This window comes from Pseudomonas sp. R1-6 (genome assembly GCF_051132115.1).
Taxonomy (GTDB): domain Bacteria; phylum Pseudomonadota; class Gammaproteobacteria; order Pseudomonadales; family Pseudomonadaceae; genus Aquipseudomonas.
In genome coordinates this window covers 2,141,801-2,157,039 of record NZ_CP071662.1, presented here as the reverse complement: position 1 = coordinate 2,157,039, position 15,239 = coordinate 2,141,801, and the positions used below count along the sequence as shown (strand labels likewise).

12 protein-coding genes and 1 pseudogene are annotated in these 15,239 nt (G+C 62.7%); 3 read left to right on the top strand and 10 right to left on the bottom strand.

Going from position 1 to position 15,239, the window contains the following annotated elements:
* The first annotated feature begins 173 nt into the window (after positions 1–173).
* Positions 174–695: a DUF4142 domain-containing protein gene (locus J3P81_RS09985; RefSeq protein ID WP_420764505.1), complete on the top strand. Its 522-nt coding sequence runs from the start codon at positions 174–176 to the stop codon at positions 693–695.
* Between the two features lie 50 nt (positions 696–745).
* Here J3P81_RS09985 and J3P81_RS09980 read toward each other — a convergent pair whose 3' ends face one another.
* From J3P81_RS09980 to J3P81_RS09940, 9 genes and pseudogenes are all read right to left on the bottom strand, one after another.
* Positions 746–1,012: a hypothetical protein gene (locus J3P81_RS09980; RefSeq protein WP_434563494.1), complete on the bottom strand. Its 267-nt coding sequence runs from the start codon at positions 1,010–1,012 to the stop codon at positions 746–748.
* Positions 1,013–1,108: 96 nt separating this feature from the next.
* Entirely contained in the window at positions 1,109–3,220 is a 2,112-nt protein-coding gene (locus tag J3P81_RS09975; protein ID WP_434563492.1) for an ATP-binding protein, read from the bottom strand.
* A 164-nt stretch (positions 3,221–3,384) separates the two neighbouring features.
* Positions 3,385–6,483 (bottom strand): error-prone DNA polymerase, encoded by a 3,099-nt coding sequence (locus tag J3P81_RS09970; protein WP_434563490.1) that lies wholly within the window; start codon positions 6,481–6,483, stop codon positions 3,385–3,387.
* Positions 6,459–7,880: a Y-family DNA polymerase gene (locus tag J3P81_RS09965; RefSeq protein WP_434563488.1), complete on the bottom strand. Its 1,422-nt coding sequence runs from the start codon at positions 7,878–7,880 to the stop codon at positions 6,459–6,461. Before J3P81_RS09965 ends, J3P81_RS09970 begins: the two co-directional genes overlap by 25 nt.
* A 7-nt stretch (positions 7,881–7,887) precedes the next feature.
* Complete coding sequence (imuA, locus tag J3P81_RS09960) at positions 7,888–8,511, bottom strand: translesion DNA synthesis-associated protein ImuA (RefSeq protein ID WP_434563486.1); 624 nt, start codon at positions 8,509–8,511, stop codon at positions 7,888–7,890.
* Positions 8,511–9,128 carry a transcriptional repressor LexA gene (lexA, locus tag J3P81_RS09955; RefSeq protein WP_420764511.1) on the bottom strand — a complete coding sequence of 206 codons (618 nt, stop codon included), beginning with the start codon at positions 9,126–9,128 and terminating at the stop codon, positions 8,511–8,513. The genes imuA and lexA overlap by 1 nt, the downstream gene beginning before the upstream one ends.
* Before the next feature lie 91 nt (positions 9,129–9,219).
* Positions 9,220–9,336, bottom strand: a pseudogene (locus J3P81_RS09950) (FAD-binding protein); the annotation flags it as partial.
* Complete coding sequence (locus J3P81_RS09945) at positions 9,333–10,085, bottom strand: GntR family transcriptional regulator (RefSeq protein ID WP_434563484.1); 753 nt, start codon at positions 10,083–10,085, stop codon at positions 9,333–9,335. The gene J3P81_RS09945 and the pseudogene J3P81_RS09950, both read right to left, overlap by 4 nt.
* 95 nt (positions 10,086–10,180) lie before the next feature.
* The gene (locus J3P81_RS09940) at positions 10,181–11,065 is read right to left on the bottom strand and encodes a LysR family transcriptional regulator (protein ID WP_434563482.1); all 885 of its coding nucleotides are present in this window, start codon (positions 11,063–11,065) and stop codon (positions 10,181–10,183) included.
* Between the two features lie 129 nt (positions 11,066–11,194).
* Between J3P81_RS09940 and J3P81_RS09935 the strand changes: the two genes are divergently transcribed.
* Together J3P81_RS09935 and J3P81_RS09930 are read left to right on the top strand one after the other, a co-directional pair.
* Positions 11,195–12,838: a GMC family oxidoreductase gene (locus J3P81_RS09935; protein ID WP_434563480.1), complete on the top strand. Its 1,644-nt coding sequence runs from the start codon at positions 11,195–11,197 to the stop codon at positions 12,836–12,838.
* Between the two features lie 206 nt (positions 12,839–13,044).
* Entirely contained in the window at positions 13,045–14,667 is a 1,623-nt protein-coding gene (locus J3P81_RS09930) for an MFS transporter (protein ID WP_434563478.1), read from the top strand.
* Positions 14,668–14,729: 62 nt separating this feature from the next.
* Here J3P81_RS09930 and J3P81_RS09925 read toward each other — a convergent pair whose 3' ends face one another.
* Positions 14,730–15,137 carry a response regulator gene (locus tag J3P81_RS09925; protein WP_420764522.1) on the bottom strand — a complete coding sequence of 136 codons (408 nt, stop codon included), beginning with the start codon at positions 15,135–15,137 and terminating at the stop codon, positions 14,730–14,732.
* Positions 15,138–15,239: the final 102 nt, after the last annotated feature.

The following is a 15,239-nucleotide window of genomic DNA, read 5'->3' as shown; positions in this document are numbered from 1 at the left end:
CACTGCCTGTCAGCAGCATGGCCTTGCCGATCGGGTTCTGTCGACCGCCAATCCGACCAGCGGTGACCGTTCGTCGTGCCACGACGCGTTCCGATAAAACCTTCCCCCGAGCTTTTCCCTCCATTGATCAGTACCCAGAGAATCACCTGTACAACCTGTGTGGAGACTGACCTATGGACAGATTTACCCTGCGTCAACTCGGCCTGGCTGTTGCCCTGAGTAGCAGCATGGGCATGGCATGGGCCGCGACTTCCAGCGACTTTGTCGACAACGCGGCGGCCGGCGGCATTGCGGAGATCGAAACCGGCAAACTGGCGCTGCAGAAAAGCCAATCGGCGGACATCAAGGAGTTCGCCAACAAAATGATTGCCGACCACACCAAAGCCAACGAAGAGCTGAAGGCGCTGGCGAAAAAACATGACATCGAAGTACCAGACGACACCACGTTGATGAAAAAGGCCAAGGCCAAGATTCTTGACGTGCGCGATGAGTCCTTCGATCCGGCCTATGCAAATAACCAAGTGATGGCTCACGAAGAGACCGTCGCCCTGTTCAAGAAAGAGGCTGAGACCGTCACTGACGATAAGAAGCCTGGCAGTACCGAACTGAAGGCATTTGCCCAGAAAATGCTGCCGGACCTGCAGCATCACCTGGAAATGGCGAAGAAGCTTCAAGCGGCCCACCCTAGTAAATAACGCCATCGTCAATAAAAAAGCCCGACTCTCGAGTCGGGCTTTTTTATTGATCAGCTGTCGGCTGTGTCGATATCAGCATCAGTCTTGTCACCGGGTCCAGGCCGATCCGGTTCCGGCTTGAAACCGGGGCTGTAAGTGTTGTCGTTGTCCTGATGATTTTTCTTCTGATCGACCTCACGGGCAGCACTGTGAGCCTCGTGTGTTTCAGCCGGATTGGCAGGCTGGTTATCCGTCACTTGAGGATCGATTGCCGGATCGTTACGCGAGGACGGGGTTTGCGTCTGGCCTTGTTGCTGAGTATTTGCAGAGTCGCTCATTAGACACCTCGTTCATGACCAGGCCGAATAGTGATCGGCCCTGCTTATTCGAAGGCAAAACGGCGGCTTGGGTTCCATTCTTTTACCGCGTCGGGCTCACTCGTCCAGTGCCGAACTGACCATCCGCGCCAATGCATCCGGGTTGTAGGGTTTGCTCAGCAGGTGGGTATCGGGGCTCAGTTGGTGATTGCGAGAGATGATGTCCCGGGTGTGTCCCGACGTGAACAGGACCGGCACCGGCGGGGTCTGTACCTTCGCCCAGGCCGCCAGGTCGGAGCTCTTGATCAGGCCGGGCATGACCACATCGGTGAAGATCAGGTCCACCGAGACGCCATCGAGCAACAACTTCATGGCCTCGTCGCCGTTGGCGGCGGTCAGGGTCCGATAGCCGAGCTGCTCCAACAACTCCACCGAGGCTCCGCGTACGTCGTCGTTGTCCTCGACCACCAGGATGGTTTCCTCCAGGCCGGATCGAAGCTCGCGGGGAGGTGCCTGTTCCGGGGACTCGGGCTTGTGGCTGCGGGGAAAATACATATGCACCTGAGTGCCTTCGCCCGGGTGGCTGGCAATTTCGATGTGCCCGCCGCTCTGCTTGACGAACCCGAACACCATGCTCAATCCAAGCCCCGTGCCTTGGCCGTCGGTCTTGGTGGTGAAAAACGGCTCGAAGACCTGGTTCAGGACTTCGGGCGCCATGCCCGCGCCATGATCGATCACCGACAGTCGCACGTAATCCCCTGCCGCAACTCCTTTGCCGGCACAGGACGATTCGTCCAGGACGATATTTTCCCCGAGCATTCTGATGACACCTTCGCCCCCCATGGCGTCGCGGGCATTGATCGCCAGGTTCAACAGGGCGTTTTCCAGCTGATTGCAATCGACGTGGATACACCAAGGCTCAGGAGGCAACGCCACCTCGATGCGGATGGTTTCGCCCAGGGCTCGCTGCAACAATTCACCCAGGCCCTCATAGATGCGCCGAGGGTTGTAGACCGCCGGTGACAACGGCTGGCGACGGGCGAAAGCCAGCAACTGCGACGACAGCTTGGCGCCCCGCTCCACGGCTTCGATGGATGCACCGACCCGCCGCTGGACGTTGGGATTGTCAGGCTCGTGGCGAGCCAGCAAGTGCAGGTTGCCGGCGATCACCTGGAGCAGGTTGTTGAAGTCATGGGCCACGCCTCCCGTGAGCCCGCCGATGGCCTCGAGTTTCTGCGATTGACGCAACTGCTCCTCGGCCGCCAACCGCGCCTGCACTTCACTGGCGACGCGTTGTTCCAGGTCGCGGGTGAACTTGAGCAGCGACGCTTCGGCGGTCTTGCGCTCGTTGATATCGATCAGTACGCCGGGAAACCGCAGGGGCTTGCCCAACGCATCGAACTCGCATCGCCCGCTGGCCAGCACCCAAAGGTAATCGCCCTCGCCACGGCGCAAGCGATATTCGGCGGTGTAGGGAGCGCCCGTGCGCACGGTCAGGTCGACCCGTTGTTCGACGTCGTCGATGTCGTCGGGATGGATGCGCTGGCGAGCGATCTGGATGGGCAGTGCATCCAGCGGGCACTCGGGCGGATAACCGAAAGTACGGGCGAAACGTTCATCGCCAGACAGCGTGTCGGTGGCGATATCCCAGACGAACGACCCCAGCAACGGCCCGGCCGAAAGCGCCAATTGGATACGCTCATTGACCGCACGGTAGCTGCGCTCGGCCTCTTGCCGGGCCCGCTCGCTCAGCACCAGCTCGGTGGTTTCCACGACAATCGCCAACACGCCGGCAGGCGAATGGTCATCGTCGGGGACCGGGCTGTAGTAGAGATCCAACCAGACGTCTTCGGGCTTGCCGTCGCGCAGCAGCACCAGCTCCTTGTTGCGGTAGGACAAGGTGCCGCCGCCCAGGCACACGTCCAATACGTGGCGGTTGAATTCGGCCACCTCCGGCCATCCCAGCTCCACCGCGCTCCCCAGCAGGTAGGGATGGCGGCCGCCGGCGAATTCGGCATAGGCGTCGTTATAGATCATGTAGCCCTGGCGGCCCCACAGCATGACCATCGGCAATGGGGAAGCGAGCATCAGTTGGACCGCGCTGCGCAGGCTGGCGGACCAATGCTCGATCGCACCCAGCTCCGTGCGACGCCAATCGTAGGCCCGGATGCGCCGGGCCATTTCTCCGTCCCAACCGGGACACCCGTTACTTTGGGATAAGAACTTCATGGAACGTCTCTCACCTCAAGCTACCAGCAGGGAAGCGGCATACCACAAGTCCCTTGTGCTAGTGCTTCGAGCGCGAGGTCGGCAAATGGTTTCATGCAGACTGACGACGCCAACCCTCTGTGGCGAGGGGATTTATCCCCTCGCCACAGATTTCAACCAAACATTCAGCGAAAATCCCGACTGCGCACATTGATGCCCGCCAGCAAGCCGCTCAAATCGCTCAGGCGCCCGGCAATCAGATGACGGACCTCGCCGACACTTTCCCAGCGCCCGTCCACCCTGAGCAATTGCGACCCTACCAGAACCTTGCGCTGGCGTTCGGCCAAGTCGCGCCAGACCACTACGTTGAGATTGCCGAACTCATCTTCCAGAGTGACAAAGGTCACCCCGCTGGCCGTGCCTGGACGTTGGCGACCAGTGACCAGCCCCGCGACGCTGACGTGGCGGCCATGCTCGACAGCCTGCAATTCCCGGGAGCTGCGGCAGCGTCGGGCGCGCAATTCGGAACGCAGCAAGGCCAGCGGATGAGGCCCCAGCGTCGTGCCCAGGGTGGCGTAGTCGGCGAACAGGTTTTCTCCCACCGTGGGTGTCGGCAAGGCCACGGTGGGTTCTTCCGGGCTGGGCAGGCCCGCGAACAAGCCCAGTTGTTTTTCCACTCCGGCAATTTCCCAACGGGCACGATGGCGGTCGCCGGCCAGGCCGCGCAAAGCGTTGGCGTCCGCCAGTTGCTCCAGGGCCCGGGCGTCGAGTCGAGCCCGTTCGCCCAGGTCGGCCACATCGCTGAAAGCCCGCTGCCCGCGTGCCACCTCGATACGCCGGGCATCGTCCTCTCTAAACCCCTTGATCAGACGCAAGCCCATGCGAATCGCCGGCTGGCGGCCTTCCAAGGGTTCCAGGCTGCATTCCCAGTCGCTGGCCCGCACGTCCACCGGACGGATCTGCAACTGATGCCGGCGAGCATCCTGGAGGATCTGGTCCGGGCTGTAGAAACCCATGGGCCAGCTGTTGATCAGGGCACAGGCGAACGCCGCCGGCTCGTGGCATTTGAGCCAACTGCTGGCGTAGGTCAGCAAGGCGAAACTGGCGGCATGGGATTCAGGAAAGCCGTAATTGCCGAAGCCCTTGATCTGTTCGAAGAGCTGCGCGGCGTATTCAGGTTTGTACCCTTTGGCCGCCATCCCGTCGGCCAATCTTTTCTTGTGCGGTTCGAGCCCGCCGTGGCGCTTCCAGGCGGCCATGGAACGACGTAACTGGTCCGCTTCGCCCGGGCTGTAGCCAGCGGCGACAATGGCGATCTGCATGACCTGTTCCTGGAACAGCGGAATGCCCAAGGTGCGGCCCAGCACTTCTTTCAATTCCGACGATGGATAAGTGATCTTCTCTTCTCCATTGCGCCGCCGCAGGTAGGGATGCACCATCCCGCCCTGGATGGGTCCCGGTCGCACGATCGCCACCTCGATCACCAGATCGTAGTATTCCTTGGGCTTGAGCCTGGGCAACATCGCCATCTGCGCCCGGGATTCGATCTGGAACACGCCTATGGTGTCGGCGCGGCTGATCATCTCGAACGTGGCCCGATCATCCTTGGGCAACGACGCGAGGGTATGACGCACGCCCCGGTAATGCGCGATCAAGTCGAAACAGCGACGAATCGCGCTGAGCATGCCCAGGGCCAGGATGTCCACCTTGAGCAGCCCGACCGCATCGAGGTCGTCCTTGTCCCACTGGATGATGGTGCGCTCGGCCATCGCGGCGTTCTCGACCGGCACCAGGGTGTCCAAGGGTTGCTGGGAAATCACGAAGCCGCCGGGGTGTTGGGACAGGTGCCGGGGGAAGCCGATCAGTTGCTGGGTCAGGCTCAACACCCGACGCAGCACCGGGCTCTCCGGGTCGAAACCACCCTCGCGCAAACGCTCCAGCGGCGGTGCCTCATCGCTCCAGCGCCCGCAGCAGTCGGCCAGTGCATTGACCTGGTCCGGCGGCAGGCCCAGGGCCTTGGCCACGTCGCGTACCGCCCCGGCGCCGTGATAGCTGCTGACCACGGCCGTCAACGCCGCGCGATGCCGGCCGTAGCGCTGGAACACGTACTGCAGGACTTCCTCGCGACGTTCGTGTTCGAAATCGACGTCGATGTCCGGTGGCTCATTGCGCTCGCGGGACAGGAAGCGTTCGAACAACATGTCCGTCTGTGCCGGGTCGATTTCGGTGATGCCCAGGGCGTAGCACACCGCCGAGTTGGCCGCCGAGCCCCGGCCCTGGCAGAGAATGTGACGGCTACGGGCGAAACTGACGATGTCCTGCACGGTGAGGAAGTAGCTGTCGTAGCCCAGTTCGGCAATCAACTCCAATTCCTTGTCGATCTGCACGCGCACCTTTTCTGTGACGCCGTTCTTCCAGCGCTCGCGCATGCCGCGCGCGGTCAGTTCCCGCAGCCAGGACGCCGGATCATGGCCCTCGGGCACGAGCTCGCGGGGGTATTCATAGCGCAACTGACCGAGGTCGAACGTGCAGCGCCGGGCGATGTCCAGGGTTTCATCGAGCAAGGCGCGGGGGTAGAGATCGGCCAGGGCCTGGAGGCTGCGCAAGTGGCGTTCGCCGTTGGGGTGCAGACGCTGACCGGCCTCGGCAACGGTGACGTGGTGGCGAATGGCGGTCATGGTGTCTTGCAAGGCGCGGCGACCCCGCACATGCATATGCACGTCGCCCGTGGCGACGGCAGGAAGACCCAGGCGTTCGGCCAATGCGAGCAAGTCCGAGAGCCGTCGCTGGTCGTCTTGACCGCAATGCAACTGCACGGACAGCCAGAGTCTTTCGTTGAACACCTGTCGGAGCCAGCGCCCTTGCGCCTCGGGCGTCTTGCCATCGGGGACCCACAGGGCGAGCAGCCCTGGCAGCGGCTCGTCGAAGTCTTCTCGGACGATGCGATAACGGCCCTTTTCGCTGCGCCGCCGTGCGCGGGTGATCAGCCGGCACAAGGTTTGGTAGCCCTCGAGGTTTTCCACCAACAACACCAGCTTCGGACCGTTCTCGACCTGGATTTCGCTGCCGACGATCAATTGCAAGTCCAGTTCCTTGGCTGCCTGCCAGGCCCGGACGATGCCGGCCAAGGTACATTCATCCGTCACCGCCAGGGCCCGATAGCCCTGCTGTTTGGCGCGACGGCACAATTCCAGGGCGCTGGAGGCGCCGCGCTGGAAGCTGAAGTTCGACAGGCAATGCAGCTCGGCATATTCGACGCTCATGCGAACCAACCTTGCAGCCACAACGGTCCGCCCTCGCCCACCGGTCGATAGGCCCAGCCGCGTTGGCCGGCGCGGGTTTCGATCAGGTAGTAATCACGGCGCACATCGGCGCCGTCCCACCAGCCGGACTCAATGCGCTCCGGGCCCATGAGGATTCGCGCCTGGCCTTCAGGCAAGACCTGGGGCTCGCCAAGCAGCCAGCCGGGACGCTGGACATCATCGCGCAGCGGACACATCTGTTGTTGCGGCTGGGGTTTCATCTGCCAGGCGCACTCGGGGCGGTGGTCGTCGCCAAATCCCAACCCTTGCACGGCTTCGTCACCGAGGCGCGCCCGCAGCCGTTCGCGCAGTTGTTCCCACGGCAAGGACTGCTGGGGACGCTCGTCGAACAATTCCAGGCGCTGGGGCACGAAGCTCGGCAGGTCTTCGGCACACAAGCGAAAACCGCGCACGGGCGCCTCGACCTGCACCTGCTCGAGACGGCCACGGGCCAGCTCGAACAGCATCGAAGCATCCCGCTCGGCGCTGAGCAGGCCGACCTTGATCACCGTGTCCGGCAAACCGGCGTGTTCCAGGTGCAAATCAAAACGCTGCACGCCGCTGTCGCGGCCGCACAGGTAGGCCGACAGGTCACCGGTCAAACGTCGCAGAGGAAACAGCAATGCCTGGTGGGACTGCACGTCGTAGTTGAGTTCGATGCGCACATCGAAACGGTCCGGGGGCAGGTAGAACGACAGCGCCAGGGTGCGGCTGCCCACCAGCGCATCGAGGTGCTTGAGCATGTCGGCTTCGAAGCGCCGCGCCAGGGTGTGCCGGGGCAAGGCCTGGACTTGGCTGAGCCGGCGCAGGCCCATGCGCGACAAGGCCGTGGCAGCTTCGGGCGCCAGGCCGACTCGGTCCACTGGCATCTGTCCCAGGTACGCTTGCAAGGTCTCGTTATCGGGCACGACCAGGGCGTCGTAAGCATTGGCCAGCATCCGCGCCGCCACGGGATTGGGGGCGGCGACGATGCGATGACGAAAACCCAGCTCAGTCAATTCGGCCCGCAACCGCGCCTCGAACAACGGCCATGGCCCGAACAGCCCCAGGCTCGACTCGATTTCGAACAGCACCGTGCGTGGATAATGCACGCTCACCTGGGAGCTGAAACGATAGGCCCAGGCCGCCAGGAATCGTTGCCAGTTTTCGATCTGCGCCGCGTCGTACTCGGCGGTGGCGAACCCTTTGCTCAAGGCCTGGGCCGCGGTCATGGTCTGGCCGGGGCGCAGGCCCAGGGCGCGCGCCGGCTCATTGACCGCTTGCAGCACCCGGCGCTGGGCCGGGCCGGTCAGCAGCGCCAGGGGCTCGCTGGGGTCGGGGCGCTGGCGCAGCGCGGCATCCAGCGCCAATTGCGGGAAGAGAATACAGACCCAGCGCATCGCAACCTCAATGCCCTGTCTGTGGGGGGAACGCAATCGGCGCCGAACGCGCCAGCCCGCCCCGGGACTTGAGCACCCGCAATTGTGCGGGCCGGGAATCGATGGCGATGCGCAGGGCCGCCGGGGACGGGTTGATGGCTTCCTGGATCGAGCGCCAGGCGAACGCCAGCGTCTGGCCGGTTTCCGCCGCGACCTGCAAACGGCGCAAGGCCCGGTCATCCGCCTGGCGCGGCCAGCACAACACCGCGCCGCAACTGCCCGAGCGCAGGCATTGCTCGGTGGCCCATAAGGCCTCCCGTGGATCGGCCTGGATGATCGACAACTGGCGCAAGTCCACCCCGGCGTTTCGCCAGGCCTGGGGATAGGGCACGAACGGCGGCGCCACCAACACGATCCGCTCCCCCGCCGCCGATAGCCGCGCCAGGGTCGGCCACACCAGTTGCAATTCGCCCACGCCCGGCGCGCCGATGAGAATTTCCGTCAATGCCGCTTCCGGCCAGCCACCACTGGGCAGTGCAGCATCCAGTACGGCGTGGCCGGTGGGCTGTGGACTGGCGGCCGGCGGCGCAGGCCGGCCCTTCCAGACCTGGCCGCCATTGAACAGCGTGTCCAGCGCAACGACGGCGCCCATCAGCCTTGTCTCACCAGGCCACAGAACACGCCTTCTATCGCCAGGTCCTGGTCGGCTTCGACGATGATCGGCTGATAGGCTGGGTTGCGTGGCAACAGGCGTACGCGCTCGCCGACTCGCTCAAAACGCTTGATGGTCACTTCACCGTCCAGGCGCGCCACGACAATCTGCCCGTTGGAAGCCTGGGGCGTGCGTTGCACACCCACCAGATCGCCGTCGAGGATACCGTCCTCGATCATCGAATCGCCCTGGACCCGCAGCAGGTAGTCCGGCGCTTTGGTGAAGATCGCCGGGTCCAGCAACAGACGGCTGTGGACCTCGGCATCGGCACCGATCGGCAGGCCGGCGGCCACCCGTCCCAACACCGGCACATCCAACAGTTCGGGACGCGGCGGCTGATTCAACAGCCGGATGCCCCGGGCCTGGTGCGGATTGACTTCGATGAAACCGGCTTCGGTGAGCGCCAGCACATGCTTGCGCGCCACGCTACGAGAGGCGAAACCAAACGCCTCGCTGATTTCAGCGAGGCTGGGAGGCTGGCCCTGTTCGGCGATGCGTTCGCGGATAAAGGTCAGGATGGCGGTACGGCGGGGAGTGAGAGTCGTCATGGAGTACATTTGTACTCCTGTCGGTTTTTTCTGACAAGCGCCGCCAGTCAGTTCACAGCGACTTATGGTTTCGGTGACCAGCGTATCCTTGCTCGCGATGGCGTGGGTCCCGGTTGCGTTCCTTGGCCTTGATCGCCGCCATGGGGCCGGCGGTACCACCACCGATGACGACGATGTCGTATTCCTGTTCGAGGGTATTCGTTGAGCGTTGGGTCATGCCTGCGTCCCTTTTTGCCGGTCGATCCGCAAGCGATACTGGAAAGCATCGCCGCGGTAGTAGAGGTATTCGAAATCCAGCGGTCGCCCATCGGCGCCATGGGTCAGGCGTTCGATGCGCATCACGGGCGACCCTGGCTCGACCTCCAGGGCTTGGCACAGCTCGCTGTCGGCCAGCACCGCATCGATGGCAAGGTCCGCGTGGCCGAGGGCCAGGCCGCAATCGTTTTCCAGAATCAGGAAAATGTCCCGTGTAACCAGATCGGCTTTTTCCAGGCGCTCGCCGAGGTCCTTGGGCAGGTAGGTCATCTCCAACGACACCGGTTCGCGGTTGATCAGCCGCACCCGTTTGATCTGCGCCACCACATCCCCCTCCGCAACCTTCAACCGCTCGGCCACCGGCTTGTCGGCGGGAATGAATTTGAAACTGCGAAGACGATTGATCACCTCGAAGCCGCGGCCGGTCATGGACTCGGCCAAGCCCTGGAGGGTGCTGACGTTCTGGAAGGTCTTGGGTTTTGCGACAAAGGTGCCTTTGCCATGGATCTTGAAAATCAGACCTTCCTTTTGCAGGTCCCCCAAGGCTTGGCGCACGGTGATTCGGCTGACGCGAAACAACGCACCCAGCTCGCTTTCCGAAGGCATCTGGCTGCCTTGGGGGTATTCACCGTCGAGAATGCGCGTGCGCAACAGGTCGCGCAGTTGCAGGTGCAGCGGCACGCTGCTGAGGGAAAGAACGTTGTCAGGCATGGCTTCAGTCACTTGTCATAACGAGTTATGACGTGATCTTAAGGAAACCTCCCGAGTCTTGAGAAATACCGTTTGGACATATCCTTAGAGTCGGCTCAGGGCAACAGCAGCCCCTGCTCCCGCTCGCACAGCTGCACCACGTAATCCCACAGCACCCGCAGCCGCACGGATTTATGCAGTTCGCGGCGGGTGCTGATCCAGTAGCTGCGGCAGAGGGTTTCGTCCGGGAGCAAGGGCACCAGCGTCGGGTCGCTGCCGGCCATGTAACACGGCAACACGGCGATGCCCAGGCCCGATCGCGCGGCTTGCTGCTGGGCGATGACGCTGGTGCTGTGGAATACCACCCGGGGCTTGCGGCAAAAACTGTTGAGGAACATGAGCTCCTGGCTGAACAACAGATCGTCGACGTAGCCGATCCAGGCGTGACGGCCCAGATCTTCGCGGCTGCGCAAGGGCGGCGAGCGATCCAGGTAGGCCTGGCTCGCATACAGCGCCAGGCTGTAGTCGGTGAGCTTGCGTGTCACCAGCAGGTCGGCCGCCGGTCGTTCGAGGTGGATGCTGATTTCCGCCTCGCGGTTGAGAATGCTGACGAAGCGCGGCACCGCCACCAATTCCACCTCAAGTCCCGGATAGCGCTGGAACAACCCCTCCATGCGACTGGCCAGGAACATGATGCCCAGCCCTTCCGTCACGCCCAACCGGATCTTGCCCAAGGGTGCGCTGGATTGGGTGATGTCCTCTTGGGCCAGCAACGCGACGTTTTCCATGGCCTCGGCATGCTTGAGCAGCGCCTCGCCCGCCGGGGTCAGTTCATAACCCTGGGCGTGCTGGACAAACAAAGCCGTGCCCAGGCTTTTTTCGATGGCCTCGATGTGCCGGGCCACGGTGGCATGGGTGGTGTTGAGCCGTCGCGCGGCCGTCAGCAAGCGGCCGCTGCGTTGCAGTTCCAGGAAGTAGCGCAAGTCATTCCAGTCGAACATGAGCCATCCTTGAAAACGCCTGAACCCGGGATTGTTTATAAACGCTCAGCAGGTGCGCAAAAACTAACATTCTTTTGACGAAAACTAACAACTACGATGAGCCAACAAGAACAATAAATGAGGTCGCGAATGCAACCTGTCGTCGATGAATACGATTACGTGATCGTGGGCGCCGGCCCTGCCGGGTGCTTGCTGGCCAATCGGCTGTCGGCCAACCCGCAACACCGGGTGCTGCTGCTCGAAGCCGGCGGGCGAGACAACTATCCGTGGATTCACATCCCGGTCGGCTACCTGTTCTGCATCGGTAATCCGCGCACCGACTGGTGCTTCAAGACCGAAGCGCAACCGGGCCTGCAGGGCCGCGCCCTGAGCTATCCGCGCGGCAAGGTGTTGGGCGGCTGCTCGTCCATCAACGGCATGATCTACATGCGTGGCCAGGCCGCGGACTACGATGGCTGGGCCGCCGAAGGCAACGCTGGCTGGTCCTGGAAGGACGTCCTGCCGTTGTTCAGGCAAAGCGAAAACCACTTCGCCGGAGACTCCGAACTTCACGGCGCGGCCGGCGAATGGCGCGTCGAGCGCCAGCGCCTGTCATGGCCGATCCTCAACGCTTTTCGCACCGCCGCCGAGCAGAGCGGCATCCCCAACGTCGAGGATTTCAATGGCGGCGACAACGAAGGCTGTGGCTATTTCCAGGTCAACCAGAAAGCCGGGATACGCTGGAACGCGGCCAAGGCTTTCCTCAAGCCGATACGCAATCGCCCCAACCTGACGGTCTTTACCGAAGTCGAAGTCGACCGCGTTTTGTTGCGCGATGACCGCGCAAACGCTGTCAGCGCTCGCTGGCAAGGCAAGGCCATGAGCTTCAAGGCTCGCAAGGAAATCGTCCTGTGCGCCGGGGCCGTCGGTTCGCCGGGCATCCTGCAGCGCTCCGGGATCGGCCCGCGCAGCTTGCTGCAACGCTTGGGCATTGGCGTGGCGCACGAGTTGCCGGGCGTGGGCGGCAACTTGCAGGACCATCTGCAACTGCGGCTGATCTATCAACTGGAAAACGCCCGCACCCTGAACCAGATCGCCGGTACGTTGTGGGGCAAGATGGGCATGGGCCTGCGCTACCTGTATGACCGCAGCGGCCCACTGTCCATGGCGCCCAGCCAACTCGGCGCCTTCGCCCGCTCGGGGCCGGAACAGACTTCAGCCAACCTCGAATACCATGTGCAGCCATTGTCTCTGGAACGCTTCGGCGAACCCTTGCACAGCTTCCCGGCATTCACCGCATCGGTGTGTGACTTGCGCCCGATGAGCCGCGGTCGCGTGGACATCCGCTCAGCCGATCCGAGTGAAGCGCCGTTGATCCAACCCAACTACCTGAGCCACCCCGAAGACCTGCGGGTCGCGGCCGACGCGATCCGCTTGACCCGAAGAATCGTCGCCTCCCCGGCCCTCGGCGCCTTCAAACCTGTGGAATACCTGCCGGGACCCAGCCTGCAGACCGAAGAGGAACTGCACCAGGCCGCCGCCCGCATCGGCACGACGATCTTCCACCCGGTGGGCACCTGTCGCATGGGCCAGGACGGCGACGCCGTGGTGGATGCGCAACTGCGCGTGCACGGCATCAAGGGCCTGCGCATCGCCGACGCCTCGATCATGCCGCGCATCATTTCGGGAAACACCTGCTCGCCGACGTTGATGATCGCCGAGAAGGCAGCGCGGATGATCCTCGAACCCATCACCGTCAGCATCACAAGCCAAAAGGAGTCGGCCACAGTCTGAAAGACACTGGAGATCCCTGTGGGAGCGAGCCTGCTCGCGATGACGGTGTGTCAGCTAACGTTCATGTCGACCACCACACCGCTATCGCGAGCAGGCTCGCTCCCACAAGGAAAACATTTGGATCAAGAAAGTGTGTCACATCAGGAGACGCCCCCACCCGGCGTCGCAGTGGAACAACAAAAACAATCACTGTGAGGGATACCGCTATGTCTGAACATGTTCAGCCCCTGGAAGCCACGCGCAGCGCCGGCACCAGCCAGGAAACCCAGAAAGTCATTTTTGCCTCGTCCCTCGGGACGGTGTTCGAGTGGTACGACTTTTTCCTCTACGGCGCCCTTGCGGCGGTCATCAGCAAACAGTTCTTCGCCGGAGTGAATGACACCACGGCGTTCATTTTCGCGCTGATGGCCTTCGCCGCCGGCTTCATCGTGCGGCCGTTCGGTGCGCTGGTGTTCGGGCGGCTGGGGGACATGATCGGGCGCAAATACACCTTCCTCGCGACCATCGTCCTCATGGGCCTGGCCACGTTCTGCGTCGGCCTGCTCCCCAACTACGCCAGCATCGGCATCGCCGCGCCGGTCATCCTGGTGGTGCTGCGCATGCTCCAGGGCCTGGCTCTGGGTGGTGAATACGGCGGCGCGGCGACCTATGTCGCCGAGCATGCGCCGATGGGCAAGCGTGGGTTCCACACCAGCTGGATTCAGTCCACCGCAACATTGGGGCTGTTGCTGTCGCTGCTGGTGGTACTGGGTTGCCGCTACTTCACCGGCGATCAGTTCGAAGTCTGGGGCTGGCGCATTCCGTTCCTGCTGTCGATCCTGCTGCTGGGCATTTCCACCTGGATCCGCCTGAGCCTGCACGAGTCGCCGGCCTTCCTGAAAATGAAAGAAGAAGGCAAGTGCTGCAAGGCGCCGATTCGCGAATCGTTCGGCAAATGGGAAAACCTGAAAGTGGTGCTGATCGCCCTGTTCAGTATCAACGCCGGGCAAGCGGTCACCTTCTATGCAGCGCAATTCTACGTGCTGTTTTTCCTTACCCAGTTCCTCAAGATGGACCCGGCCCTCGCCAACAGCCTGCTGATCGTCAGCGTGGTGATCGGCGCGCCGTTCTTCATCTTCTTTGGCTGGCTGTCGGACAAGGTCGGGCGCAAACCGGTGCTGATGATCGGCCTGCTGTTGGCGACGGCGCTGTACTTCCCGATCTTCAAAACGCTCGCCCATTACGCCAACCCCGCCATCGACCTGGCGAGCCGTCAGGCGCCGATCACGGTAGTCGCCGACCCGGCCACGTGTACCTTCCAGTTCGACCCGGTGGGCAAGGCCCGTTTCGACAGCCCTTGCGACAAGGTCAAAACCTTCCTGGTCAAGCAAGGCCTGCCCTACAGCAGCGTCGCGGCACCGGCCGGCAGCACCGTGCAGGTCAGCGTCGGAGACGTGAAGCTCGAAGGTTACGACGAAGCCGCCCTGCGTGGCGCGGTGACCCTGGCCGGCTACCCGCAACAAGCCGACGCCCAGCAGATCAATCGGCCGATAATCGTGGCCCTGATCGTCGCGCTGATCATCATTTCGGCGATGTGCTACGGCCCGTTGGCGGCCCTGATGGTCGAGCTGTTCCCAACCCGGATCCGCTACACGTCCATGTCCTTGCCCTACCACATCGGCAATGGCTGGTTCGGCGGTTTCCTGCCCACGGTGTCGTTCGCCCTGGTGGTCTATACCGGGGACATTTTCTACGGGCTGTGGTACCCGGTCGTGATTACGGGGGTGAGCCTGGTGGTGGGGATGATCTGCCTGCGGGAAACGCGCAACGTGGACCTGGACACCAACTGAGCACTCATCGGACCCTTTGTGCCGAGGGGTTCCATCCCCTCGCCACGGGTGCTGTCGTCAGCTCAGTGTACCGAGTGGCTCTTGACCGTGCTCTCCACCAGATCCAGCATCTGCCCCAGCGCCCATGGCTTGGCGATGAACGAGGCCTGGTGCTTGATCCCGGCGCTTTCCGGGGTTTCGAAGCCCGACATGATCAGCAGCGGTATCTGCGGCCAACGATCCCCGGTCAGGTTGGCCAGGTCGGCCCCGTCCATTTCGCCAGGCATGGTGATGTCGGTGAGTAACAGGTCCACGTAATCGGCGCTTTCCTCCAGAAATGTCAGCGCCGAATCGGCGCTTTCCCTGGGCTCGACGACAAATCCTTCGTCCTCCAGGATCTCGCAGAGGAATTCCAGGATGGTCGGATCATCCTCGACGACGAGAATCAAACGTGTGCTCGCCTGTCCGTTGCCCTTCGGCATCGAATTCATGAAGTGACTCTCCTTGATTCCATTAACATGCTTTGCGGTTTGAGCCGCTCTGAAAGTTATGAGCGATGCCCTTGCGATAAATTCATTCTGCTTGCCCATCCA

What these genes read in the sequence shown, in the direction of transcription:
- J3P81_RS09985 (WP_420764505.1), top strand. Translation starts at nt 174, where the DNA reads ATGGACAGATTTACCCTGCGTCAACTCGGCCTGGCTGTTGCCCTGAGT.
- imuA (WP_434563486.1), bottom strand. Translation starts at nt 8,511, where the DNA reads ATGGGCGCCGTCGTTGCGCTGGACACGCTGTTCAATGGCGGCCAGGTC.
- J3P81_RS09980 (WP_434563494.1), bottom strand. Translation starts at nt 1,012, where the DNA reads ATGAGCGACTCTGCAAATACTCAGCAACAAGGCCAGACGCAAACCCCG.
- J3P81_RS09945 (WP_434563484.1), bottom strand. Translation starts at nt 10,085, where the DNA reads ATGCCTGACAACGTTCTTTCCCTCAGCAGCGTGCCGCTGCACCTGCAA.
- J3P81_RS09940 (WP_434563482.1), bottom strand. Translation starts at nt 11,065, where the DNA reads ATGTTCGACTGGAATGACTTGCGCTACTTCCTGGAACTGCAACGCAGC.
- J3P81_RS09925 (WP_420764522.1), bottom strand. Translation starts at nt 15,137, where the DNA reads ATGAATTCGATGCCGAAGGGCAACGGACAGGCGAGCACACGTTTGATT.
- J3P81_RS09935 (WP_434563480.1), top strand. Translation starts at nt 11,195, where the DNA reads ATGCAACCTGTCGTCGATGAATACGATTACGTGATCGTGGGCGCCGGC.
- J3P81_RS09975 (WP_434563492.1), bottom strand. Translation starts at nt 3,220, where the DNA reads ATGAAGTTCTTATCCCAAAGTAACGGGTGTCCCGGTTGGGACGGAGAA.
- J3P81_RS09965 (WP_434563488.1), bottom strand. Translation starts at nt 7,880, where the DNA reads ATGCGCTGGGTCTGTATTCTCTTCCCGCAATTGGCGCTGGATGCCGCG.
- lexA (WP_420764511.1), bottom strand. Translation starts at nt 9,128, where the DNA reads ATGTACTCCATGACGACTCTCACTCCCCGCCGTACCGCCATCCTGACC.
- J3P81_RS09930 (WP_434563478.1), top strand. Translation starts at nt 13,045, where the DNA reads ATGTCTGAACATGTTCAGCCCCTGGAAGCCACGCGCAGCGCCGGCACC.